Source organism: Mesorhizobium sp. CNPSo 4689, from assembly GCF_057784325.1.
On the sequence record NZ_JBWLUZ010000007.1, the window covers coordinates 15,911 to 39,530 of the forward strand.

The 23,620-nt window shown below is 62.5% G+C and carries 29 protein-coding genes; 8 read left to right on the forward strand and 21 right to left on the reverse strand.

The window, feature by feature from the left end:
- Nucleotides 1–129: 129 nt before the first annotated feature.
- Nucleotides 130–1,542 carry a circularly permuted type 2 ATP-grasp protein gene (locus AC04SI_RS12915; RefSeq protein WP_404276912.1) on the reverse strand — a complete coding sequence of 471 codons (1,413 nt, stop codon included), beginning with the start codon at nt 1,540–1,542 and terminating at the stop codon, nt 130–132.
- A gap of 171 nt (nt 1,543–1,713) precedes the next feature.
- A complete protein-coding gene (locus AC04SI_RS12920) occupies nt 1,714–1,950 on the reverse strand; it encodes an Lrp/AsnC family transcriptional regulator (RefSeq protein WP_192178842.1) in 237 nt (78 codons plus the stop codon).
- A 206-nt stretch (nt 1,951–2,156) separates the two neighbouring features.
- Between AC04SI_RS12920 and AC04SI_RS12925 the strand changes: the two genes are divergently transcribed.
- The gene (locus AC04SI_RS12925) at nt 2,157–2,576 is read left to right on the forward strand and encodes a DUF4864 domain-containing protein (RefSeq protein WP_488474289.1); all 420 of its coding nucleotides are present in this window, start codon (nt 2,157–2,159) and stop codon (nt 2,574–2,576) included.
- A 7-nt stretch (nt 2,577–2,583) separates the two neighbouring features.
- Here AC04SI_RS12925 and tgt read toward each other — a convergent pair whose 3' ends face one another.
- The 7 genes from tgt to coaD all read right to left on the reverse strand — a co-directional run bounded on the left by tgt (nt 2,584) and on the right by coaD (nt 7,161).
- On the reverse strand, nt 2,584–3,714 hold the full coding sequence (gene tgt / locus AC04SI_RS12930; protein WP_404276916.1) for a tRNA guanosine(34) transglycosylase Tgt: 1,131 nt from the start codon (nt 3,712–3,714) through the stop codon (nt 2,584–2,586).
- Entirely contained in the window at nt 3,707–3,976 is a 270-nt protein-coding gene (locus AC04SI_RS12935) for a hypothetical protein (protein ID WP_404276918.1), read from the reverse strand. The genes tgt and AC04SI_RS12935 overlap by 8 nt, the downstream gene beginning before the upstream one ends.
- Entirely contained in the window at nt 3,966–5,054 is a 1,089-nt protein-coding gene (queA, locus tag AC04SI_RS12940) for a tRNA preQ1(34) S-adenosylmethionine ribosyltransferase-isomerase QueA (RefSeq protein WP_404276920.1), read from the reverse strand. The genes AC04SI_RS12935 and queA overlap by 11 nt, the downstream gene beginning before the upstream one ends.
- Nucleotides 5,054–5,503 (reverse strand): DMT family transporter, encoded by a 450-nt coding sequence (locus AC04SI_RS12945; RefSeq protein ID WP_404276922.1) that lies wholly within the window; start codon nt 5,501–5,503, stop codon nt 5,054–5,056. Before AC04SI_RS12945 ends, queA begins: the two co-directional genes overlap by 1 nt.
- Before the next feature lie 12 nt (nt 5,504–5,515).
- Nucleotides 5,516–6,028 carry a peptidylprolyl isomerase gene (locus AC04SI_RS12950; protein WP_404276924.1) on the reverse strand — a complete coding sequence of 171 codons (513 nt, stop codon included), beginning with the start codon at nt 6,026–6,028 and terminating at the stop codon, nt 5,516–5,518.
- A 27-nt stretch (nt 6,029–6,055) separates the two neighbouring features.
- Entirely contained in the window at nt 6,056–6,550 is a 495-nt protein-coding gene (locus tag AC04SI_RS12955) for a peptidylprolyl isomerase (protein ID WP_404277131.1), read from the reverse strand.
- A 110-nt stretch (nt 6,551–6,660) separates the two neighbouring features.
- Nucleotides 6,661–7,161 (reverse strand): pantetheine-phosphate adenylyltransferase, encoded by a 501-nt coding sequence (gene coaD / locus AC04SI_RS12960; protein ID WP_404276926.1) that lies wholly within the window; start codon nt 7,159–7,161, stop codon nt 6,661–6,663.
- Nucleotides 7,162–7,355: 194 nt separating this feature from the next.
- On the opposite strand from coaD, the gene AC04SI_RS12965 reads away from it, so the two are divergent.
- Nucleotides 7,356–7,508, forward strand: coding sequence for a hypothetical protein (locus tag AC04SI_RS12965; RefSeq protein ID WP_404276928.1), 153 nt, complete (start codon nt 7,356–7,358; stop codon nt 7,506–7,508).
- Nucleotides 7,509–7,569: 61 nt separating this feature from the next.
- On the opposite strand, the gene gyrA is transcribed toward AC04SI_RS12965, so the two are convergent.
- On the reverse strand, nt 7,570–10,365 hold the full coding sequence (gyrA, locus tag AC04SI_RS12970) for a DNA gyrase subunit A (protein WP_404276930.1): 2,796 nt from the start codon (nt 10,363–10,365) through the stop codon (nt 7,570–7,572).
- Nucleotides 10,366–10,543: 178 nt separating this feature from the next.
- Nucleotides 10,544–11,371, reverse strand: a complete 828-nt coding sequence (locus AC04SI_RS12975; protein WP_404276932.1) for a helix-turn-helix transcriptional regulator — start codon at nt 11,369–11,371, stop codon at nt 10,544–10,546.
- An 86-nt stretch (nt 11,372–11,457) separates the two neighbouring features.
- Between AC04SI_RS12975 and AC04SI_RS12980 the strand changes: the two genes are divergently transcribed.
- From AC04SI_RS12980 to AC04SI_RS12990, 3 genes are all read left to right on the forward strand, one after another.
- Nucleotides 11,458–11,988 (forward strand): hypothetical protein, encoded by a 531-nt coding sequence (locus tag AC04SI_RS12980; RefSeq protein WP_404276934.1) that lies wholly within the window; start codon nt 11,458–11,460, stop codon nt 11,986–11,988.
- 32 nt (nt 11,989–12,020) lie between these two features.
- Nucleotides 12,021–12,398 carry a VOC family protein gene (locus AC04SI_RS12985; protein WP_404276936.1) on the forward strand — a complete coding sequence of 126 codons (378 nt, stop codon included), beginning with the start codon at nt 12,021–12,023 and terminating at the stop codon, nt 12,396–12,398.
- 94 nt (nt 12,399–12,492) lie between these two features.
- Entirely contained in the window at nt 12,493–13,122 is a 630-nt protein-coding gene (locus tag AC04SI_RS12990; protein ID WP_120016114.1) for a MarC family protein, read from the forward strand.
- Nucleotides 13,123–13,229: 107 nt separating this feature from the next.
- On the opposite strand, the gene AC04SI_RS12995 is transcribed toward AC04SI_RS12990, so the two are convergent.
- The 10 genes from AC04SI_RS12995 to ssb form a co-directional block, all read right to left on the reverse strand.
- Nucleotides 13,230–14,117, reverse strand: a complete 888-nt coding sequence (locus AC04SI_RS12995; RefSeq protein WP_404277133.1) for a response regulator transcription factor — start codon at nt 14,115–14,117, stop codon at nt 13,230–13,232.
- Nucleotides 14,118–14,196: 79 nt separating this feature from the next.
- Nucleotides 14,197–15,234 carry a hypothetical protein gene (locus AC04SI_RS13000; protein ID WP_404276939.1) on the reverse strand — a complete coding sequence of 346 codons (1,038 nt, stop codon included), beginning with the start codon at nt 15,232–15,234 and terminating at the stop codon, nt 14,197–14,199.
- Nucleotides 15,235–15,236: 2 nt separating this feature from the next.
- On the reverse strand, nt 15,237–16,904 hold the full coding sequence (locus tag AC04SI_RS13005; RefSeq protein WP_404276941.1) for an HlyD family type I secretion periplasmic adaptor subunit: 1,668 nt from the start codon (nt 16,902–16,904) through the stop codon (nt 15,237–15,239).
- Between the two features lie 62 nt (nt 16,905–16,966).
- Nucleotides 16,967–18,793: a type I secretion system permease/ATPase gene (locus tag AC04SI_RS13010; RefSeq protein WP_488474290.1), complete on the reverse strand. Its 1,827-nt coding sequence runs from the start codon at nt 18,791–18,793 to the stop codon at nt 16,967–16,969.
- 151 nt (nt 18,794–18,944) lie between these two features.
- A complete protein-coding gene (locus tag AC04SI_RS13015; protein WP_488474291.1) occupies nt 18,945–19,382 on the reverse strand; it encodes a hypothetical protein in 438 nt (145 codons plus the stop codon).
- Between the two features lie 423 nt (nt 19,383–19,805).
- Complete coding sequence (locus AC04SI_RS13020; protein ID WP_488474292.1) at nt 19,806–20,633, reverse strand: hypothetical protein; 828 nt, start codon at nt 20,631–20,633, stop codon at nt 19,806–19,808.
- Between the two features lie 156 nt (nt 20,634–20,789).
- Nucleotides 20,790–21,206, reverse strand: a complete 417-nt coding sequence (locus AC04SI_RS13025; RefSeq protein WP_488474293.1) for an OsmC family protein — start codon at nt 21,204–21,206, stop codon at nt 20,790–20,792.
- Between the two features lie 120 nt (nt 21,207–21,326).
- On the reverse strand, nt 21,327–21,485 hold the full coding sequence (locus AC04SI_RS13030) for a hypothetical protein (protein ID WP_488474294.1): 159 nt from the start codon (nt 21,483–21,485) through the stop codon (nt 21,327–21,329).
- Nucleotides 21,485–21,637 (reverse strand): hypothetical protein, encoded by a 153-nt coding sequence (locus AC04SI_RS13035; RefSeq protein ID WP_488474295.1) that lies wholly within the window; start codon nt 21,635–21,637, stop codon nt 21,485–21,487. Before AC04SI_RS13035 ends, AC04SI_RS13030 begins: the two co-directional genes overlap by 1 nt.
- A 27-nt stretch (nt 21,638–21,664) precedes the next feature.
- Nucleotides 21,665–22,186, reverse strand: coding sequence for a single-stranded DNA-binding protein (gene ssb / locus AC04SI_RS13040; protein ID WP_488474296.1), 522 nt, complete (start codon nt 22,184–22,186; stop codon nt 21,665–21,667).
- Between the two features lie 185 nt (nt 22,187–22,371).
- Between ssb and AC04SI_RS13045 the strand changes: the two genes are divergently transcribed.
- From AC04SI_RS13045 to AC04SI_RS13055, 3 genes are all read left to right on the forward strand, one after another.
- The gene (locus tag AC04SI_RS13045) at nt 22,372–22,791 is read left to right on the forward strand and encodes a cupin domain-containing protein (protein WP_488474297.1); all 420 of its coding nucleotides are present in this window, start codon (nt 22,372–22,374) and stop codon (nt 22,789–22,791) included.
- Between the two features lie 44 nt (nt 22,792–22,835).
- Nucleotides 22,836–23,150, forward strand: coding sequence for an ArsR/SmtB family transcription factor (locus AC04SI_RS13050; RefSeq protein ID WP_404276957.1), 315 nt, complete (start codon nt 22,836–22,838; stop codon nt 23,148–23,150).
- Between the two features lie 177 nt (nt 23,151–23,327).
- Nucleotides 23,328–23,618, forward strand: a complete 291-nt coding sequence (locus AC04SI_RS13055) for an SRPBCC family protein (RefSeq protein ID WP_488474338.1) — start codon at nt 23,328–23,330, stop codon at nt 23,616–23,618.
- The last annotated feature ends 2 nt before the right edge of the window (nt 23,619–23,620 follow it).

A 23,620-nucleotide genomic window follows, 5' to 3' on the forward strand; every position in this document is an offset into this window, starting at 1 on the left:
TGAGTAGTGAATAGTGAATAGTAAATAGTAAGTGCTTGAATATCGATGGAATATGGCATTGCGCTGTCCCTCTACTACTGCCTACTGACTACTGCCTACTGACTACTCACTATTCCCTGCTCACTCATCTCAATCATCCAGCACCCACGTATCCTTCGTCCCACCGCCTTGCGAGGAATTCACGACCAGCGAACCTTCCTTCAGCGCCACACGGGTCAATCCGCCGGGCACGATCTGGATGCGGTCGGAGACCAGCACATAGGGCCTGAGGTCGACATGGCGCGGCGACAGGCCCTTTTCGGTCAGGATCGGGCAGGTCGACAACGCCAGCGTCGGCTGGGCGATGTAGTTGGACGGCTTGGCCTGGAGTTTCTTGGCGAAATCCTGGCATTCCTTCTTGGTCGCCGCCGGTCCGACCAGCATGCCGTAGCCGCCGGAGCCGTGCACTTCCTTGATCACCAGCTCATCGATGTGCTCGAGCACATATTTCAGGCTGTCCGGCTCGGAGCAGCGCCAGGTCGGGATGTTTCCGAGGATCGCCTTGCGGCCGGTATAGAATTCGACGATCTCGGGCATGTAGGAATAGATCGCCTTGTCGTCAGCGATGCCGGTCCCCGGCGCATTGGCGATGGTGATGTTGCCGGCCCGGTAGACGTCCATGATGCCGGGCACGCCAAGGGCCGAGTCGGGACGGAAAGTCAGCGGGTCGAGGAAAGAATCGTCCACCCTGCGGTAGAGCACGTCGATCTGCTTGTAGCCTTCGGTGGTGCGCATCGCGACATGGCCGTCGACGACGCGCAGATCCTGGCCTTCGACAAGCTGCACGCCCATCTGGTCGGCCAGGAAGGCATGTTCGAAATAGGCGGAATTGAAACTGCCCGGCGTCAGCACCGCGATGGTCGGCGTGCCCTTGGTGCTCTGCGGTCGCACCGCCGCCAGAGACTGGCGCAGCAGCTGCGGATAGTTTTCCACTGGCCGCACCTTGATCTGCTGGAACAGCTCGGGGAAGAGCTGCATCATCGTCTCGCGGTTTTCCAGCATGTAGGAGACGCCGGAGGGCGTGCGGGCATTGTCCTCCAGCACGTAGAATTCGTTCTCCGAGATGCGGACGATGTCGACGCCGATAATGTGAGTGTAGACGCCGGCCGGCGGCCTGACCCCGATCATCTCCGGCAGGAAGGCCTCGTTCTTGGCGACCAACTCCCGGGGCACTCGGCCGGCGCGCAGGATTTCCTGGCGGTGATAGATATCGTCGAGGAAGGCGTTGAGCGCCTGCACGCGCTGCTCGATGCCTTGCGTCAGCCGGCGCCATTCATTGCCTGATATGATGCGCGGAACGATGTCGAAGGGGATCAGCCGCTCGGAGGCTTCCTGTTCGCCGTAGACGGCGAAGGTGATGCCGGTCTTGCGGAAGACGCGCTCGGCATCCTGCATTTTCTCGGTAAGTCGGGCCGGATCCTGCTCCTTCAGCCAGCGGTCGTAAGCCGAATACGGTTTTCTCAATCCGGAAACTTCCGGAAGCATTTCGTCGAACGCTGCCAATCGCATACTCCCCTGTGACGCCATTTCACTGGCGTCGCCGGAGAAAATCAAGCGCAATCGGTGATTTGGGGCAAAGCGGCGGTCAGTATGTCAGAACTGCCTAAGATTAAGGCAACGCCGACAGGACCGGGTCAGGCTCTGCCTTGAGCCCGGGCAAGCCCCTGGTGGCGACTAGAAAGCGCGGAAGGTGACGACCGTGAAGGTGTCCTTGATGCCAGGCAGAATCTGCACCTTCTCGTTGACGAAGTGGCCGATGTCCTCTTCATCCTCGACATAGAATTTGGCGAGCAGATCGTAGTTTCCGGCGGTCGAGTAGATTTCCGAGGCGATCTCGGCATCGGCGAGCGCGCTGGCAACCTCATAGGCCTTGCCCAGGTCGCACTTTATCTGCACGAAAAACGCCTTCATTGCCCGGTCCTGCTTAGTCTCTGCGCGAATAAGCGGCCCTTGTGGCAGACTGCCGCCCGGCTTTCAAGCATTTGGGCGCTCAGGCTGCCGCCGCTGGCGTATCGTTGCGATTGTTCCGCCCTTGTTGAAACCGCGGAGCGCTGCAATGCGTATGGTATAGTGTCGCCTTCGAACAGCGATTTCCCTGGGGACACCGGAGGCAGGCCATGCGCCGCACCTTACTGGCATTCGCAGTAGTTCCGTTCCTTCTAGTGTCTTCGGCATTTGCCGGCGATGCCGAGATCAAGGCTGCGCAAACGGTCATCGACAGCCAGCTGAAAGCCTTCATCGCCAATGACGGCGCCACCGCCTACAGCTACGCTGCGCCGAATGTGAAGCGGATATTCCCGACCGTCGACACGTTCATGAACATGGTGACCAATGGCTACGCGCCGGTGCGCCAGCCACAGAACTATTCCTTCGGCAAGGTGCAGCAGACGGGTCCGACCTCGATCGTCCAGCAAGTGCTGATCGTCGGGCCGGACGGCAAGGACTACGAGGCAGTCTACACGCTGGAACAGCAGCCCGACGGCAGTTTTCGGATCACCGGCTGCAGTCTGCGCGCGTCGACCTCAGTCAGCACCTGAGCCCTGCTCAGTTCGCCGGAATATCGCCCCGCGCCCAGCCCTCTGAAATCTCAGCTGCCCGCGCCTCGAAGGCGCCGGCCCCAATCGCGGCGCGGATGTCCTGCATCAGCTTCTGGTAATAGGAAAGGTTGTTCCAGGTCAGCAGCATAGCGCCGAGCGCCTCCTGCGAGCGCACCAGATGGTGCAAATAGGCGCGTGAATAGTCGCGCGCGGCCGGGCAGTCGCTCTCCTCGTCGAGCGGGCGCGGATCGTCAGCATGGCGGGCATTGCGCAGATTGACCTTGCCGCGGCGCGTATAGGCGAGGCCGTGGCGGCCGGCCCGGGTCGGCATTACGCAATCGAACATGTCGATGCCGCGTGCAACCGACTTGATGATGTCGTCCGGCGTGCCGACGCCCATCAGATAGCGCGGCTTGTCTTCAGGCAGTTCAGCGCAGGTGATGTCGAGCATGTCGAGCATCACCGCTTGCGGCTCACCGACGGCCAGGCCGCCGACGGCATAGCCCTTCAGCTCCATCGCCTTCAGCGCCTGCGCCGAGCGCACGCGCAGAGATGGCACGTCACCGCCCTGGACGATGCCGAACATCGCCTTGCCCGGCTGGTCGCCGAACGCCGTCTTGCAGCGCTCGGCCCAGCGCAGCGACAATTCCATGGCGCGCTCGATCTCTTTCACCTTGGCCGGCAGCGCCGTGCATTCGTCGAGCTGCATCTGGATGTCGGAATCGAGCAACCCCTGGATCTCGATCGAGCGCTCTGGCGACATCTCATAGGCGGCGCCGTCGATATGCGAGCGGAAGGTGACGCCCTTTTCGGTGAGCTTCCTCAGCTTCGACAGCGACATCACCTGGAAACCGCCACTGTCGGTCAGGATCGGATGCGGCCAGCGGGCAAATTCGTGCAGGCCGCCGAGCCGCGCCACGCGCTCGGCGCCGGGCCGCAGCATAAGGTGATAGGTATTGCCGAGGATGATGTCGGCGCCGAGGCCGCGCACCTGGTCCATATACATGGTCTTGACGGTGCCGCCGGTGCCGACCGGCATGAAGGCCGGCGTGCGGATCTCGCCGCGCGGCATGTCGATCACGCCGCGCCGCGCCTTGCCGTCTGTCGCCAGCACCTTGAAGGAGAATGCGTCAGCCATTGAATTCCTTGTCGTGCACCGGTGCGCCCGGAGCCTGTTCGTCCAACGACTGCCGGTAGCGGATGCAGCCGCGCATGAATTTCGGCCAGGGCGGCACCGCGATCGCCGGTTCGGTCTTTTCCGGCAAAAGATCCCAGAGATCCGGATGATGCCAGCACAGATCATGTCCCGTGGCGTCGCGGTGCGCACGAATGCCGGCGCGCAATCTCTTCACTTCCGCGATCAGGGCGTCGCGATCCAAAACGTCGAGGTCATCGTCCATCGCTCGTCTCCGCTCGGTAAAGCAGGCTTGCATCTCCGTAGGAGTAGAATCTGTAACGGCTCTCGATGGCATGCGCATAGGCCGCGCGCATCGTTTCGAGGCCGGAAAAGGCCGAAACCAGCATGAACAGCGTCGAGCGCGGCAGATGGAAATTCGTCATCAGCAGATCGGCCGTCCTGAAGCGGTAGCCAGGCGTGATGAAGATGTCGGTCGGTCCTGACCATGCGGCCAGCGTGCCGTCCGCACGCGCAGCACTCTCCAGCAGGCGCAGCGAGGTCGTGCCGACGGCGATGATGCGCCTGCCCCGCGCCTTTGCGGCGTTCAGAGCTTCGGCGGTCTCGTGGCCGACCGAGCCGGTTTCGGCATGCATCTTATGGTCGGCGGTGTCGTCGGCCTTGACCGGCAGGAACGTGCCGGCGCCGACATGCAAGGTGACGAAGCGGCGCTCGATGCCCTTCGCGTCGAGTGCGGCGAACAGCTCCGGCGTAAAATGCAGGCCGGCGGTGGGTGCTGCGACCGCACCCTCCTCCCTGGCATAGATGGTCTGGTAGTCGCTGCGGTCGCGCTCGTCGTCGTCGCGCTTGGAGGCGATGTAAGGCGGCAGCGGGATATGGCCGACGGCGTGCAGCGCCTCGTCTAGGAAGGCCCCGGACAAATCGAAGCCGAGCAGCACTTCGCCGGCCTCGCCCTTCTCGATCACCGTGGCGTCGAGCTGGCCGAGGAAGCAGGAGTTGCCGTCATGGCCGAAATGGATGCGGTCGCCGGCGGCGATGCGCTTGCCCGGCCGCATGAAGGCCTGCCAGCGGTCCGGTGCCACGCGCATGTGCAGCGTGGCCTCGACCTGCGCCTGAGCTTCGCCGCGCCGCCGGATGCCTTTCAGCTGCGCCGGAATGACCTTGGTGTCGTTGAAGACCAGCACATCGCCGGCTTCGACAAACGATGGCAGGTCACGCACCGTCCGGTCATCGAGCCCCTCGACGGGCCTGACCACCAGCATGCGCGCGCTGTGGCGCGGCTCGGCTGGTCGCAGCGCGATACGCTCCTCCGGTAATTCAAAATCGAAGAGATCGACGCGCATCAGTAAAGCCGGATAAGCAGCGCTCCGGCCAGCAGCAGAACCGCACCGGCGACACGGCCGAGCGAAATCTCGCGCACTGCGACGCCAAGGAAGCCGGCGCGGTCGATGAGCATGCCGGCCAGCAACTGCCCGGCGACCAGGAACGCCATCAGGGCGGCGGCGCCGATGCGCGGCGTCAGGATGGTCGAAAGCGTGACGTAGAAGCCGCCAAGCATGCCGCCGGCAACGAACAACCAGGGCGCCGGCGCCTTCCAGTCGAGCGAGATGCCCTGCAGCTTCACCACCGCGACGGCGATAATGCCGAGCACGATGGCGCCGGACAGGAAGGAGAATGCGGCCGCGGCAACTGGGAGACCCAGGCCGCGCGCCAGCTGCGAATTGATGGGCGCCTGTACGGCGATGAAGGCGCCGGACAGTATGCCAAGCAGGGACCAGACAGCGCCCATCATCGTCGTTTTGCCTTACTTGATGTCGGCCGCGACCTTCAGCGACACGATCTTGTCGGGATCCTGCACCGGCTCGCCGCGCTTGATCTTGTCGACATTGTCCATGCCTTCGATGACCTGGCCCCAGACCGTGTACTGACGATTGAGGAAGGCGGCGTCGTCGAAGCAGATGAAGAACTGCGAGTTGGCCGAATTCGGGTTCTGGGCCCGGGCCATCGAGCAGGTGCCGCGGGCATGGTTGGCGTTGGAGAACTCGGCCTTCAGGTCCGGCTTGTCGGAGCCGCCCATGCCGGCGCGGGACGGCGCAAAAGTCGGCTTCGAGGAATTGCCGAACTTGACGTCGCCGGTCTGCGCCATGAAGCCGTCGATGACGCGATGGAAGACCACGCCGTCATAGGCGCCTTCGCGTGTCAGTTCCTTGATGCGGGCGACGTGTCCGGGCGCCAGATCGGGCAAAAGTTCGATGACGACCTGGCCCTTGGTCGTTTCCATGATGAGCGCGTTCTCGCGGTCCTTGATCTCAGCCATGTCAGATATCCTTTTGAAAAAGCATATTTATTTGTCGGCGGCAATGCGCACTTTGATCATCCGGTCGGGGTCGGTGACCGTACCGTTGTCGGCCTCGTCGCCCTTCTTGATGTTGTCGACCAGTTCCATGCCGCTGACGACATTGCCGACGATGGTGTACTGGCCATCGAGCGGCGGCGCCGGCGCGAACATGATGAAGAACTGCGAGTTGGCCGAGTTCGGATCCTGCGAGCGGGCCATGCCGACCACGCCGCGCTTGTAGTGTTCGCTCTGCGAGAACTCGGCCGGCAAGTCAGGAAGATCGGAACCGCCGGTGCCGACAGCCTGGGAGTTGAAGCCCTTCTTAATGTTGCCGAACTTGACGTCGCCGGTCTGCGCCATGAAGCCGTCGATGACACGATGGAAGGCGACATTGTCGTAGGCGCCTTCGCGCACCAGCTTCTTGATCTGCGCGACATGCTTGGGCGCGAGGTCGGGACGCAGCGCGATGGTGACGTCACCGTCCTTCAGTGTGATGATCATCGTATTTTCCGCATCGGCGGCGAAGGCCGAAACGGATGCGGTCACGAGACCGGCAAGCACGACGAGGAACGAGGCGAGCTTTTTCAGCTGCATGGTCTTCTCCGAGTAACCTATTTTGCGAATTTGGCGGTGAGCGCACTGGCAACCGCCGCCGGCACGAAGGGGCGGATGTCGCCTCCCATCGAAGCTATCTGGCGGACAAGTGTGGCGGTAATGGTTCTGACCGAAGGGCTGGCGGGCAGAAAAACCGTCTGCAGTTCCGGCGCCATGGTCTCGTTCATGCCGGCCATCTGCATCTCGTAGTCGAGGTCGGTGCCGTCGCGCAGGCCGCGGATCATGATCGAGGCACCCTCTTTCCTGGCGGCGTCGATGACCAGCCCGTCGAAGGCGACGACCCTGATGCGGGCGCCGCCACTGCCGAATTCGGCTTTGGTTGCGGTCTCGATCAGCTTGACCCGTTCCTCGAAGGAAAACAGCGGCTTCTTGCCGGGATGGATGCCGATCGCCGCATAGACGATGTCGGCGACGGCCAGCGAGGCCTTCAGCACGTCGAGATGGCCGTTGGTCAGCGGGTCGAAGGAGCCGGCATAGAGGGCGATGCGTTCGGTCATGGCTGGTGCTTCTAGCGGGCGCGCGGGCGGAAGGCAAATCCGATCGAGATCATGTCCCTGAACCTTTTCGCAGACATGAACGACAGATGAATGCGTTGATCACGAAGGCTTCACGCAGCGTTCACTAGGTAGCCACTTCAGATGATGAAACCAAATCCCCATCTAACCGTTAATAGGCGCAGGAGAACACGCACATGCTGATCTACATGCTAGCCACCGCAATGACCGTCGCCATGCTGATCGCCACTGTATTCGGGCTGCATCAGGAAGCTGAGCGCGTTCGCGCCAAGGTCACCACAAAGCGCTTCGAAGGTTTTGGCCCCCGCAAGCCGCACCGCAACTTCTGAATTTCGCCGAAGAGTTTTCGACCGCGCCGGCCCATCGGGCCGGCGTCGCTGTTTCCAAGGCCTATTCGGCGTTGTCCGGACCGGCGTCGCCGCCTGCGCTCTCCGCCTCACCCTCGACGCTCTCTTCCTCGTCCGATTGCGGCTCCGAAATCCGCTCGACCGAGACCACCTTCTCGCCTTCGGCGGTGTTGAAGATGGTCACGCCCTTGGTTGCGCGGCTGGCGAAACGGATGCCCCCGACCGGCACGCGGATGACCGTGCCACCATCCGAGACCAGCATGATCTGATCGTCATTACCGACCGGGAAGGTCGCAACCAGCCGGCCGATCTCGGCCACTTTCGAAACGTCTGTGGCCCGGATGCCCTTGCCGCCGCGCCCGGTCAGGCGGAAATCATAGGACGACGAGCGCTTGCCGTAGCCATATTCGGTCACCGTCAGCACGTACTGCTCATGCGCCTTGAGGAATTCGTAGCGCTCGTCGGAAAGTTCCGTCTCCTCGCCGATCTCCTCATTGGTCAGCGCGATCTCTTCCTCTTCACCGGCGGCAATGCCGGCGGCGAGCCGCCGTTCGGCCGCCGCTCGCTTGAGATAGGCAGCGCGTTCAGCCGGCGGAGCATCGACATTCTCGATCACCGCCATGGAAATCACCCTGTCGGTCTCGGCCATGGCAATGCCCCGCACGCCGACCGAGTTTCGGCTCTGGAAGACACGCACGTCGCCGACCGAAAAGCGGATGCACTGGCCGGAGCTTGCGGTCAAAAGCACGTCGTCATTGTCGGTGCAGGTCTCGACGCCGAGGATCTCGTCGCCTTCCTCCTCCAGCTTCATGGCGATCTTGCCGTTGCGGTTGACCTGGACGAAGTCGGACAGCTTATTACGGCGCACGGTGCCGCGCGTGGTGGCGAACATCACGTCGAGTTCGCCCCAGCTGGTCTCGTCCTCGGGCAGCGGCATGATGGTGGTGATGCGCTCGCCCTGCTCGAGCGGCAGCATGTTGATCAGCGCCTTGCCGCGCGACTGCGGGTTGCCGATCGGCAGGCGCCACACCTTTTCCTTGTAGACGATGCCGCGCGAGGAGAAGAACAGCACCGGCGTGTGCGTGTTGGCAACGAACAGCCGGGTGACGAAATCCTCTTCCTTGGTCGACATGCCGGAGCGACCCTTGCCGCCACGGCGTTGCGCCCGGTAGAGCGACAGCGGCACGCGCTTGATGTAGCCGGAATGGCTGACCGTGACGACCATGTCCTCGCGCTGGATCAGATCCTCGTCTTCCATGTCCGCCCCGCCCTCGGAGAGCTCGGTGCGGCGCGGCGTGCCGAACTCGTCGCGCACGGCGGCAAGCTCGTCCTTGACGATCTGCTGGACGCGAGCGCGGGACGACAGGATGTCGAGATAGTCGATGATTTCGGCGCCGATCGTGTTCAATTCGTCGGCGATCTCGTCGCGGCCGAGCGCGGTCAGGCGCTGCAGACGCAGCTCGAGGATGGCGCGCGCCTGCTCCTCGGACAGATTGTAGGTGCCGTCCTCGTTGATGCGGTGGCGCGGATCGTCGATCAGCAGGATCAGCGATTCGACGTCGCCGGACGGCCAGCGCCGCTCCATCAACTGCTCGCGCGCGGTCTGCGGGTCCGGCGCGCTGCGGATCAGCTTGATCACCTCGTCGATATTGGCGACGGCGATGGCGAGACCGACCAGCACATGGGCGCGATCGCGCGCCTTGCGCAGCAGGAATTTGGTGCGCCGGGTGATCACCTCCTCGCGGAAGGCCACAAAGGCCTTCAGCATATCGGTCAGCGTCAGAAGTTCCGGCTTGCCGCCATTCAGCGCCACCATGTTGGCGCCGAACGAGGTCTGCAGCGGCGTGAAGCGGTAAAGCTGGTTGAGGATGACGTCGGCGACGGCGTCGCGCTTCAGTTCGATGACGACGCGGTAACCCTGCCGGTCGCTCTCGTCGCGGATGTCGGAAATGCCCTCGATGCGCTTGTCGCGCACCAGTTCGGCCATCTTCTCGATCATCGACGATTTGTTCACCTGATAGGGAACCTCGGTGATGATGATCGACTCGCGGTCGTTGCCGCGCTGTTCGATGTTGACCTTGCCGCGCATGACGATGGAGCCGCGGCCGGTCGAATAGGCGCTGTAGATGCCGGACCGGCCGAGCACGATGCCGCCGGTCGGGAAATCCGGCCCGGGGATGATTTCCATCAGCGCCGGCAGGTCGATCGCCGGGTTGTCGATGATGGCGATGGCGCCGTTGCAGACTTCGCCGAGATTGTGCGGCGGGATGTTGGTGGCCATGCCGACGGCGATGCCGCCGGAGCCGTTGACCAGAAGGTTCGGAAAGCGCGCCGGCAGCACCTTCGGCTCGCTGCCCGACGCATCGTAAGTGTCCTGGAAATCGACGGTTTCCTTGTCGATATCCTCGAGCAATTCGTGCGCGAGCTTGGTCAGGCGCGACTCGGTGTAGCGCATCGCCGCCGGAGGATCGCCGTCGATCGAGCCGAAATTGCCCTGTCCGTCGATCAGCGGCACGCGCAGCGACCAGTCCTGCGCCATGCGCACCAAGGCGTCATAGATCGAGGCGTCGCCATGCGGATGGTATTTACCCATCACGTCGGCGACCGGGCGGGCCGACTTCACATATTTGCGGTTCCAGTGGTAGCTGCTCTCATGCGAGGCATAGAGAATGCGGCGATGCACCGGCTTCAGGCCGTCACGCACGTCCGGCAGCGCACGGCTGACGATCACGCTCATGGCGTAATCGAGATAGGAGCGCTGCATCTCCTCGATGATGGATATCGGCTCGATGCCGGTCGGGCCGCCATCGGCGCCGCGCGGTGTCTTCTGGTCGGTCAAATCAGGTCACAATCCAGTCAGGAATCACTGGCTGCTTATATAGGAAGCGCGGCCGAAACTCCAATGTCGGCGACGGCTTTTCCAGAGACAATTTCGGCGGCGATTTCAAAAGGATACCGTCGATTGCGACGATATGGCCAAAGCGCTTTTCGCCGCCGCCGGGGCAAAGCGGTGAACGCTAGACGATCCGCCGGCGGGCGCGATAGGCGCCAGGCGCCTGCCCCATTTCACGCCGGAAGCGGCGGTTGAAGGTCGACAGGTCGTTGAAGCCGGCCTCGAAGGCGATGGCAGAGATCGCCTCGTCCGACGTGCGCAGCCGCACCGCGGCTCGGTGCAGCCGGGTTTTCAGCAGGAACTGGTAAGGCGTCATTCCGGCGACGTGCCGGAAGGTGCGCAGGAAATGATAGGGACTGGTCGCCGTGCCGTCGGCGAGTTCAGCGAGCGACAGCGGTTTGTCGCCATCGATCTCGATCCGCCGCACTGCTTCCGCGACGCGTTTCTGGTCGCGGCGGCTCGGTGCACGGCCGACATGCGCGGCACCGGTAGCAACGGCTACTGCCGCTGCGGCAATGCGCAGACCAAGTTCCTCGAATGCATCGCTGTCGGCCGTCTCGCGCGCGGCCTCTGCTTCCGCCAGCAGCGGCGCCAGTGCCGGCAAGGGCGGCAGGCGCGGCGCACCGAAGCCCAGTCGCCTCGCGCCAGGCACCTCGGCGACGATGGCTTCCATATAGGCCGGAGCAAAATGGAAGGAGAGGCAGCGGTCGCCGGCTCCGTGCTCATGGCCGCATTCATAGCAGGCGCCAGGATTGCCGAGCAGGATGGCGCCTGGCGCCAGCATCGCCATGCCCTGCCGCGTGCGGTAGCGGAAGGTGCCTTGAGTCACCGCGGCGACGCAAAAGGTCCGGTGCTCTTCCTCGAACGGGCTGTCGCCGGCGCCGGCCGTGCACACCACGTCGGACACGTGCCAGCCCTGTCCCGATGCAAGGTTTTGCTCGCTCGTCGTCATGGCTTGAAAGATAGCAATTTTTCCCAAGCGCTGAACCCAGCCATGCCTCTATTGGTCGCGGTCTCCTGACAAACGAGGCAGCAACCATGATCGATCCCTTTACCGAAGCCCTGCATAGCGACGGACCCAACCCCGACCTGGCTGAAAAGCTGAAGCTCTACGGCCGCTTCGTCGGCGCCTGGACCTTCGATGCCACACGCCACCTCGAAGACGGCACGGTCCTTACCGGGCGTGGCGAGGTGCATTTCGGCTGGGTTCTGGAAGGCAAGGCAATCCAGGATGTATGGATTCTGCCCGCGCGCGATGCCGGTCCCTCACCGTCCCTCGGCACATGGACGTTCTACGGCACCACATTGCGCGTCTACGATCCTGGCGTCGATGCCTGGCACATTTTCTGGAGCGACCCGCGCAACCAGTATTTCAGTCGCCAGCTTGGCCGTGCCGAAGGCGACACGATCGTCCAGAAAGGTGTCGACGCCCGCGGTTCCTCCGTGCGCTGGAGCTTTTTCCGGATCACGGAAAACTCGTTCCGCTGGCTGGGCGAGTGTTCGCATGACGGCAGCGAGGACTGGCGCCTCGAGGTCGAATTCCTGGCGCGCCGCGTGACTCCAGCCTGATCAACCAACCATTTGCAAACATGGAGAAAACTATGCTTGACCATGTCTCGATCGGCGTCCGCGACGCCGGTGCCGCGAAACACTTTTACGACGCCGCGCTGAAACCGCTCGGCTACACATGCCTCAGCCAGTCACCCGGCTCGCTTGGCTATGGCAGGGAAACAGTGGCGCTATGGGTGAACGAAGCGCCGCGGCCGGTGACGGCAGATGCGAAGTCCGGCCTGCATTTCTGCTTCGGCGCGCCGACGCGCGCCAGCGTTGATGCGTTTCACGCGGCGGCGCTCAGCGAAGGCGGCCGCGACAATGGTGCACCCGGCCTGCGCGCCGACTATGGCGAGAACTACTATGCCGCCTTCGTCATCGACCCGGATGGCTACCGCATCGAAGCCTACTGCAGCGTTGCCGGCTAGCCGGCTCAAATCCTCCTCCCGCGCTGTTTCCAGCGCCCCTGCTTTGCTCTACCAATTGAGGGGTTCGGGCGTTGCCCGGCGGGAGGGGTGAAAGATGCCGAGCTTCGACAGCCTGTTCAACGCCTTCGTCACCATCCTGGTGACCATCGACCCGCCGGGGCTGGCGCCGCTCTTTCTCGCCGTGACACGCGGCATGAACCGCGAGGAGCGCCAGCAGGTTTCCGTGCGCGCCTCGACCATCGGCTTCCTGGTGATGGCGCTGTTTGCCGTTGCCGGCGCCTCGATCCTGTCGGTGTTCGGCATCACGCTGCCGGCTTTCCGCGTCGCCGGCGGTTTTCTGCTGTTCTTCATCGCCTTCGAAATGGTGTTCGAGCGGCGGCAGGACCGCAAGGAGAAGATCGGCGACGTCGCCATCACCAAGGACATGATCCACAACATCGCCGCCTTCCCGCTGGCGATCCCGCTGATCGCCGGTCCCGGCGCGATCTCGGCGACCGTGCTTTTGTCAGGCTCGTTCCAGGGCTTTGGCGCACAGGCGGCCCTGGTCGGCATCATCTTCGTCTGTCTCGCCATCACCTATCTGGTGTTCGTGCTGGCCGAGCGCATCGACCGCATCCTTGGCCAGACTGGCCGCTCGATCCTGACCCGGCTGCTCGGCGTCATCCTGGCAGCGCTGGCGGTGCAGTTCGTGGCGGACGGCATCAAGGCGCTGATGGCGGGGTAAAATCAAACTCCGGCGCCGTCCGATCCAGTTCAATAGCCGAAGCCGAGGACGCGCCTAAAGCTTGGCGACCGATTGCAAAGCCGCTGTTTTCGGCAGTTCAGATGAGGCTAGGCCTCTGAGATGCTCCCCTGCAATCCTCCGTTTGTATGGGGTCCGACGTGCTGGGAGAGAACGACCGCTTCGGTCCGGTTGGTCGCATGCAGTTTGCGCATGATGTGCGAGATATGCGACTTGACCGTATTCTGCGACAGGTTCAGCTCACTGGCGATGACCTTGTTCGACAGGCCGCGCAACAAGGATGCCATGACCTGTCGCTCGCGTTCCGTGAATATAGCGCTGGCCTTGTTGACGATGGCAGGCGTCTCGGGCGCCATTCCAATCATGGTGGCCGCCGGTTGCAGGGCGACGATGTTTTCCGGTGAAACCGGCGTCCAATCGGAACAGTCCATGCTCACCGATCGTGGAAAATAGATCCCGCCTGCCATCACAAGCCGAAATGCCGCGAGCGCGATCTCGACGGAGGCGGAAGCCGCAATGTAGCCTCTGACGCCATATTTGCTGAGTTCGAAGATCATCGCGTCGGTTATCGCCGACTCGTCGATCTCCGTAAGGAGCACGAGATATCCCTCGCGCAGCGATCGACGAAGGTAGGCGAGGTTCTCCAGCACCCGCTCGTCCGTAACGATCGAGCTCCCTGTGTTGAGAGCCACGAGGCTGATGTCTTTGCCGACGATGGAATCCCAATGGTGCGCGGTCTCGATCTCGAGGATGGCGAATTCCTGGAACTCGGCGCGAAGAATCCGGGCCAGACAACTTCGCCATAGCGGATGGTGGTCGATAACGACAATGGAAAGGCGGTCATGCGCTGAGCCGTTCTGCTCGGCCGAAAACGAGAGAGTCAATTGCTTCCCCGTCATTGCCGCCCCAAGGCATCTAACCGTGTTAGCTGGCGCTAATCTACCGATAGTTCGCGATATGGTTAAGAATGAGCGCATTTGATTCAAATGCGTTTGAATTGCGGGCAGAGCCTCGGACCCAAGCAGTTTGCGGCCAGCTCGATGAATGTCGATTGGGCTAGATCAGAACAAGATCGGCCTGCACGATGGTTTGCTGCTCGACGGTCGCCGCTTGGATGGCGTCCAGATCCAAGTCGATCTCCCCATTCCGGTCCTTGATGTCCACGACGGCATCTTGATCGGCGTCGATCGTCTGCCTGACCAGGACATCCACATCCACGACATAGCGCTCTTCCAGCTCGTCCTCGATGTCGATGTCTATGTCCACATCTTGATCCATCTCGATGCTTTGGTTCACCTCGATCGTGCCGCCAGGAGGTCCGTCGGTGATGCGCGCGTCGACAGCCGTGTCTTGTTCAATCTCGATCGTGTCACGCAGGAAAAGATCCACATAGAGCACACCGTCGACGTCGAAAATGTCGACGTCGATCTGGACATCCTGGTCTATGCTCATGTCCTGATCGAGCAGAACGACGAAATGTCCGTCGCCGTCGATGGTGACGTTAATGTCTGCGTCCTGGTCCATCATCAGGTCTTGGTCGATCAGCAGGCGCGTCACCACGTCACCCGCATAGCCGTTGACGATGATGCTGGCGTCTTGGTCAGCCAGCGCGACTTGCGTGACGTCGATGCTGTCGACGTCGTCTAGGGAAAGCACGCCATCGGCGTCGTGCGGCCGACGAGCGTCATCGCTTTCAAACTCGGGCAGCCTTTCCTGCCCTTCCTCGGGGTGGGCAGATTCGCTGGCCGCGTCCCGATGGGCAACCACCGGGGGTTTTGGCGGCGCGAAGCTCTCGGCCACCATAATTGGCATGAAATGGGGCCACTCGGCGTCTCCGCCAACTGCCTGCGCGCCATGGGAGACGGTGGACGACGCCGGCCCTTTTATCGGCATCGATGAGGGTTCCCAATCGGCGTCTTGCGCGACAGGCGGCAAATCGACTGCCGGTTGTGTCGCCGGTACGGCGGCTGCGGGCGGCAACGCGGGAGCGTCGGCAAAGCTCCCGGCGAACGCCATCTCCGGTCCGACGATTTCATCCGAATCGGATACGATGGCGGGCGGGAGATGCCGAATGCCATGGTCGACGCGATGCATCGTCAATCCTCCCGAAAGGCACGATCGAAGGCGTCGAGAACCGGACGCAGCGCGTAGTGGGCTACCGTGAACTGTCCGGTCTTGATCAGCACTTCGACAGGCATTCCAGGCATGATATCGACCTCCGGCAATGCGCGCAGGGACGCCTCGGTGATCCGGACACGGGCGGTGTAGTAGGGCCGCCTCGTTTGACTATCGACCAAACGGTCTGCGGAGACATAGGTGAGCACGCCTTCCACGGGCGGCACGCGGCGATGCTTGTAGGACAGCAGCCGGACGCGGGCTGGGAGACCCGGACGAACCAGGTCGATATCTTCCGGTTTGACCTGGACCAGCACGATAAGGCGGTCATCACTCGGAACGAGGTCTACCAACGGCTCGCCGGGGGCGATGACCCCTCCGGTCGTATGGATGCGCAGATCGGTGATGGTGCCAGCCTCGGGCGCGCGAACTATCGTTCGGGCGAGCACGTCGCTTGCCGCCTGAATGCGTTCAACGAACTGCAGGATCTGGGCCTGGGTATCGCGCAGGCTCTGCGCGACTTCGCTCTGATGGTCGCTCTCGAGTTTGAAGATCATCGCCTGCGATTCTCCGACCGCCTGCTCCGCACGTGATATCTGGGACGTTGCCTCGCCGATTCGTCCATCGATCTCCGCCTGTTCGCGTTCCAGCTGCCGCAAACGCGAGCGCGTCAGAAGCCGCTTGGCGACCAGGGGGGCGACGTCGGCAATCTCTCCCTTGATGATCGCCGCACGCGACGTGGCCGCATTGGCCTGAAAACGCAGCCCGGCGATTTCCTGCTCGGTCTGGGCTATGCGCCGCTGAATCATGTCGATCCGCGATGAATTGAGCCTGCGTCGGGTGTCGAAAATCCGGATCTGGCCAGCGACTATTCCCGCCGCGGCAGGATACTGCCGGGCCGCCGCCACGATGTCCTGCGGAAACTGGATGCGCTCCCGGTCGTCGCGCTCCGCCACCAGGCGTGCCTCCAAGGCCTGCGCATCCCAGAGCTGCATCTGCAGCATCTGGACGGTGGCGCGGGCCTTCGTGTCGTCAAGGCCGATGAGGGATTGGCCGGCGGTCACCTCATCGCCATCGTTCACCAGAATGCGTCCGACGATCCCGCCCTCCAGATGCTGGATGGTCTTGCGGCTCGACTCGGCTTCGACGGCACCCGCCGCGATTGCAGCACTTTCCAGCGGGGCATAGGCCGCCCAGACGCTGAAGCCGATTATGAACACGCCGACGACCGCAAAGGTGCTGGCGAAAAGCAGACGCAGGCGATGGAACGGTGTCGCCGGCGGCGTCGGGATAGAAGCAAGCGCATTCGTGACGGGGCGGTTCCAACCGATCGCGGCGCGCTCCTCCCGAAGCGCTTTGCTGAAGCGCCTCCTTTCTCCGTTCCGGGCGCTGGCTGCTCGCAGGACTGCTCGGAGCCTGGTCATCGCCGCGCCGAATGCCGTCCAGCCTGCGCGTAACCGGTCACCAACCGGCACGATCGAAGGAAAATTCGGGATGATCCCGGCCAAAGCGGTTCTTGCTGATGACACCCTTGGTTTGATGGACTCCTGCGTCGATTCCAGCCATCGAAAGAAGGCGGCGCCGAAGTCGACCATGAAAATGCCGACGTCCGCCAGGACCGTCGCGCCGATCAGGCGCGCACGGCGCATCGTCCCCGACCACTGCGAGAGGAGGGACGCAAGGTAGAGCTCGACTATGTGCTTTGAGTGTTTCACGACACGCCGGATTGCTCCCCTGGAACGGACCTCTTCGCTGCCTTGTGCCGTGCAGGCTCCGGGACGCCCTCACGGCCCATGTGCCTGACGCTGCTGCGGGTCGTGATGATCTGTTGTTGCCCGGTCGGAACGGCGGCGCGCACGTTCTTGATCTTGCCGGCGACGTCCCGGCGGTTCCCGAAGGCGTTCATCATGCCATTGTCGAGCACCAGAACCTTGTCGGACATGTTCAGCACGCGAAGACGTTGGGCAATGATGATGATCGTCGATCCCCGCCGACGCATCTCCTGGATCGCCTGCCGCAAGGCCTCCTCGCCTTCGAAATCGAGGCTGGCGTTCGGTTCGTCCAGCACGATGACGCGGGGATGTCCGAAGAATGCCCTCGCAAGGCCAAGCCTCTGCCGCTGCCCGCCGGACAGCCTCATGCCGCCCTCGCCGATGTCGGTCTCATAGCCCAGCGGAAGCCGCATGATCGTGTCGTGAAATCCCACCATGGCAGCGGCTGCGATCACCTCATCGGCCGCCGCATCCTGCAGGCGGGCTATGTTCTCCCGAACAGTGCCGCCGAAGATTTCGATGTCTTGCGGAAGGTATCCGAAGTGCCGGTGACCGCCGGCGGCCAGCCAGATTCCCATGTCCGCGCTGTCAAGGCGCACATGCCCGGCAGTCGGAGCGATCGTACCGGAGATAAGACGTCCAAGGGTCGATTTTCCGGCTCCGGACGGACCGATCACTCCCAGGATCTCCCCCGGGTTGACCACAAAGCTCAGCCGGCGCAACGCCGCCGTGTTCGCGCCTGGCGGCAGGAAGGTCACCTGTTCAACGGACAACTGCCCATTGGGGCGTGGCAGTTCCATGGCTTTTCGCGGCTGTGGCGCAGCCGCCATGATCTTCCTGAGACGGCCGTAGCCCAGGCGCACGCTCGAAACCGCCTTCCAGGTGCCGATGGCGGCCTCAACTGGTGCCAGGGACCGCCCGAGCAGGATCGACGTCGCAAAGATCGCCGCCGGGCTGACATCCTGCAGGATCACGAGCCAGGCTGCACAGGCCATGACGATGACCTGGGCGAGTAGCCGCACGAAGCGAGCGAGGGACTGGATGACGTTGGCGCGTGCGGCGGCGGAGAGCTGGGCCTCTTTCGCCTGTGACTGATCGTCATTCAGCAGGCGGGCCACCCCCGGTAGCATGCCCATGGCGCTGATGACCTCGACATTGCGCAGGAGCGCCTCGAACCGGTGCTGGCTCTCCGCCCAGGCGGCACTGGAGCGGGCGAACGGCTTGCGAGTCGCTATCTCGTTGAGTAGCGCTAGCCCGAACAGGACAACCGACGCGACAAGGCCGATCAGGCCGAGAAGTGGATGCACTATGATCATTGCCAGAATGAAGATCGGCGTCCAGGGCAGATCGAACAGAGAGGTGCAGGCGCTGCCGCCGAAGAAGGAGCGCAGGCCACCGATATCACGCCAGGCCTGCGCCGCCGCGGCCGGATCGCTACGCAAGGCCGACTGGACAGCCGCGACAAGAACGGAGGTCTGAAGCCGGTCGTCGAGCCAGACGCCGATCCGGGCGAGGATCGCGCGGCGCAGGGCTTCGAGCGTTGCGTGCACCGCCAGCGCCACGATCACGATCCCGGTCAGCATGACCAGCGTGTCGAGACTGTGGCTCGACAGGACATGATCATAGACATGCAGGAGATAGAGAGGGACCGTCAGAGCGAGCAGGTTCACGAAGAAGCTGAGCACGAAAACCAGGAGCAGCGAGACCTTGCAATGATGGAATGCGCGCTCGACGTCGGTCGTTGCAAAGGCCTTGGAGAAACTCATGGCTGACATGTCTCCGCGAGGGCGTCAAAGTGGCGGCCTAGCGCCGGCAGACGGGACCAGCCCGAGGCCGCGCTCCCCGGCCAGCGCTCGCTGCAGGCAGCCTCGGGAAGCGCCCGGATGAGATCCGGGCGCCCCTTGCGAGCAAGACTTATCAGGCGAAGTCGAAGTCGAAGTGTACGTCTATGTCGGCGTCCTGTTCAGCGTATTGATCCTGGTCGACATCGACGTCGACGTGCTGTTTCTGGTCGACATCCACGTCGTTGTCGTTGTCTTGATCGACCTTGATGTCGGTGTCGTTGTCATTGTCGGCGTCGCCCTCGGCGTCCGCGTCGGCCTTGGCGTCTGCATCGCTCTTGTCGTCGGCGTCGGCATCGGCATCAGCCTTGGCGTCGTTGTCGGTGTCTGCGTCCTGGTCGGTCTTGTTGTCGATGTCCGCATAATTTTCGTTGTCGATATCGACGTCGGAGTCCTGGTCGGTATCGACGTCCACGTCCTGATCCTGGTCCTGATCGAGCTTCTGATCGATGTCGGCATCAACGTCGATGTTGAATTGGGTCGGATCAAATTTGCCGTAAGCTTTCTTAGACAAGGGTTCACCCTCCCTGTTCGAGGACAGCCGCCCTGGCGAGCGCTTGCTTGCGGAGCGGACCGACGGCGACGATCCATTTGGATCCTGAAACCCCGCCGATCAGCAAGCATCCCTGTTTCGCGCTGCGGAAAATAGTTACCAATGAGCATTCGGCCCAAACGGCAATTCCCAATGCAAGTTGGCTCGTCCTTATGGATGATGGATGACCCAAACAGGTGGACCGCTCCGGGTAGCCCAAAGTCGAAGCGTTGCTGCCGTGCGAGCCGAAAGCACGAAGAAAGCCGGGGCGAACCCCGGCTTTCTTCCCCATAGAGCGGTTCAGCTTTTGATGAAGCTGACCTGCTCTTAAGTATTTGTTTTTACGCAATTCCGGACGGAAAACCGCTACGCACTTTTCCTGGAATTGCTCAAGCCATGGAAACCTCAGGCGTCGATGTCGCTCAAGTCGACGATGACCCCGACATCTCCATCGGCGGCAGCCTTCTCATACAAGTCGACATCGATGTCGGTCGCGCCATCCTTCTCCGCGACATCGACGGCGCCAAGCAAGGCGGTCTTGATGAGGGCGGCGATGTCTACATCGACCTCGGCGTCGAGGTCATCGCGGATTTCCACATCGACATCGACGTTTCCGTCAGTTTCGGTTTCCTGGTCGATCTCGGCTTCGAGGCTGTCTTCATCATCATCGTCCACGTCGACATCCAGATCGCTCTCGATTTCGACATCGTCTTCCATGTCCGCATCGATCTCGACGATGATGATCCCGTCATCTTCGCTGACTTCGACATCGACTTCGATTCTCTGATCGACCTCGGGCCTCTGTTCGACCGCGACGTCGATTTCCCGACCGTCGGGATCGCCCGTCTCGCTCGCGATCTCCGCGTCCTGGTCCATTTCGCCCTTCTGATCGACCTCTGCATCGAGTTCGACGATTGCGGGGCTCGAACCGATGATCGACACCGCCATATCGACATCGTCGCCAGCCTCCGAGTCCTGGTTCACGCCGATATCGACGTCACGTGGATCCGCGGCCTTAGGTTCGGAGATGTCGCGTTCTTCGTCGGATGCGGTGACTTCGGCGGCCCCATTCTCTTCCGAGTGGTCACCAACCGTGGTGTCGTTTTTGGCCTTCTCGTCGGGCTCCATTGTGCGCCTCCATGGTGCATAGTCGGCGTCAGCGACCCAGCATCCCATCTTCTGAAACGCAGTAATAGACGCCAAGTCGGGTGAAGCCCGCGGCGCAGGAAGCAACGATGGAACCCCTGGGGCATTAGCCCGTAGCGTCTGAAGTCACGCCGTTCCTGGCGGCATCACTCGTTGCGACTAACCCGTATGGCAATTCCGGATGTCCCATGAAGTCGAAGGGTTCCAGGACGCGGCTTCACCTCACGTGGCAAACCGCCAGCGCTAGGTGTCGACCACCTCGAAATCGTGCGTGACTTCAGCCGTCTTGGCCATCATCGCGGTCGCCGAGCAGTATTTTTCGATCGACAGATCAATCGCCCGCTTCACCTTGTCGTGCGAGAGCGTACGGCCCTTGACGATGAAATGCATGTGAATGCGGGTGAATACTCTTGGCTCGGTCTCGGCTCGCTCGGCATCGAGTTCGACGACACAGTCCTCGACCGCCTCGCGGCCTTTTTCGAGGATGTGGACAACGTCATAGGCCGAGCAGCCGCCGGTGCCGATCAGCACCAGCTCCATCGGGCTCGGACCCGGTGTCTTGCCTTCCGGGCCGAAAGCGGTGCCCAGCACGACCTTATGGCCGCTGCCGGACTCGCCGACAAAGGTACGTTCCTCGACCCACTTTACCCGTGCTTTCACTGGATTCTTCCCTGTAAGCGCATCGCGCTGACTACTGGCCGAACACGACCGCGTGCATGATGCGGCCGGGCAACAGCGTGAAGATGCCGGCGCCGATCAGCGCGAAAACATAGAGTTTGATCATGGCGCCACGATGCGTGGTGACCTTATGGCTGTGGGCATACACACCGCCAGCGGCACGGTGACCAGCACCAGGATCGACAGCAGATGGATCGGGCTGAAAGGGCCGACAAGGCGTATCTCCTGGATCCAGAAACTCGAGATGGCTATGACAAGCATCAGCGCCGCCCAGACATATAGCCGACGACGCGATGGCGCGTCGTGCCCTTGGGCAGCGCCAGCTGCGTGGCGCCGGTCACCAACGCAGCAAAGGCAGCGAAGGCATGCCAGGGAATTGGAGGGGGCGCGGTAAGCAGCGGTCCCAGCGACATGGCGCCCTCTCCTGCAGTCGATTGGCCTCAGAACGGGATTTCGTCGTCCAGCTCTCGCGACGAACCGCCGCCGCCACCGCCCTTGGCGCCACCGCCGCCGCGGCTGAAACCTTCGTTCGGGCCGGACTGGCCGAAATCGGAACCGCGGCTGCTGTTGCCGCCGCCGGCATAGTTGCCGACCTGGGCGCCGCCCTCGCCGCGCGCGTCGAGCATCTGCAGCTCGCCACGGAATTTCTGCAGCACGATTTCGGTCGTGTAGCGGTCATTACCGGTCTGGTCCTGCCACTTGCGCGTCTGCAACTGGCCCTCGACATAGACTTTCATGCCCTTCTTCAGATACTGCTCGGCCACCTTGGCGATCTGGTCGTTGAAGATGACGACGTTGTGCCACTCGGTCTTTTCCTTGCGCTCGCCGGAATTCTTGTCGCGCCAGCTTTCCGACGTGGCGATGCGGATGTTGACGACCGGCTCACCCGAGTTCAGGCGACGGATTTCAGGGTCCGCCCCGAGATTGCCCACCAGAATGACCTTGTTGATGCTACCCGCCATCATACTTCTCCGCGCTCATCCGAAACAAATTTTTGCCGACCGCACCTTACAGGCAACGGTCAATCCCCGCCTGCTGTGGCTGCCTTTTCCCACAAGGTTTTTGTTCTTTTTTTGTTCTATTCTGGTCACTCCCAGCTGTCAAGGAATGTCAGCAAGAGGTAGGGTGCCTGTTTGAAATTGCGAATATGTCGGGATCGAAAGGGCGGCGGCTGCGAATGAGAGTCATCGCACATATGGATCACCCGCGAGAGCAATGGCGGGCGGGCGTGGAAACCCGGATGCAGGCTTCCGCCAGCAACGGTGCCAGCCAGCTTTGCCTGTTTGAACAATGGGTTCAGCCGGGTGTCTGGGCTCCGACCCATTGGCACTCGGTCGAGGAAGTGCTTACCGTCATCACCGGAACTGCCGAAATGTGGATCGATGACGACCGCATGACGCTGACGGCGGGACAGTCGCTTCTTGTGCCCGCGGAGAGGAAGCACGGTTTTCGAAACGTCGGCACCGAGACGCTTCACATCCATGCCGTGCTGGCATCCCCGATCTTCGAGGCAATTTTTGACGGATCTGCCGAGCCGGTGAGACGCTGGCTTCCGGCGGCGCCATAAAACAGCACTTGCCAAACCAATAAGTATCCACTTATGCTTTGGCCATGATCGAAGCAGAGATTTTTCGCGCCCTTGCCGACCCGACGCGGCGCGCCGTCTATGAGCGGCTTGCCGCCAGCGAGATGACGGTGTCGGAACTGCGCACCGGCATGACCGTATCGCAGCCGGCGGTCTCGCAGCATCTGGCGGTGTTGCGCGGCGCCGGCCTGGTCACCGAGCGGCGGGCCGGCCGCAACGCATACTACCGCGCCGACCCGCAAGGACTCGACCCGCTGCTCGGCTGGATCGAGCGCTACCGTGCGTTCTGGCCGGAGCGCATCGAAAAGCTGAAGGCTGTTTTGAAGGACATGGACCCATGACAAAGCATGCGAAAAGTGCTGCGAACTCGCTCGAATTCGAATGCGAGCTGCCGGAACCGCCGGAGAAAGTGTGGCGCGCGCTGACCGAGCCCAAGCTGCTGGCGGCCTGGATGATGCCCCAACGACATCAAGCCCGAGATCGGCCGCCGCTTTGCCTTTGCCAGGCCGGACGCGCCGATCGATTGCGAAGTCCTCGATGCCGAGCCCGGCAGGCTGCTGCGCTATTCCTGGCGCGAACGGCCGGAGCCGGACGATGCCAGCCAAGCGCTCGACAGCATCGTCACGTTTACCCTCGACCGTACGATTTCGGGCGGCACGCATCTGCGTATTGTCCATGACGGGTTCGCCCGGGCAGCAACGCCTGTGCTCGCCATGGCAGGCGCCGGCTGCCGGCTGTCGCTCGATGCACCCCAATCCAAACTGCCTGTCGCTGCGAATGCGCCGTACATGCAGCTGCGCGCGGCCTGAAC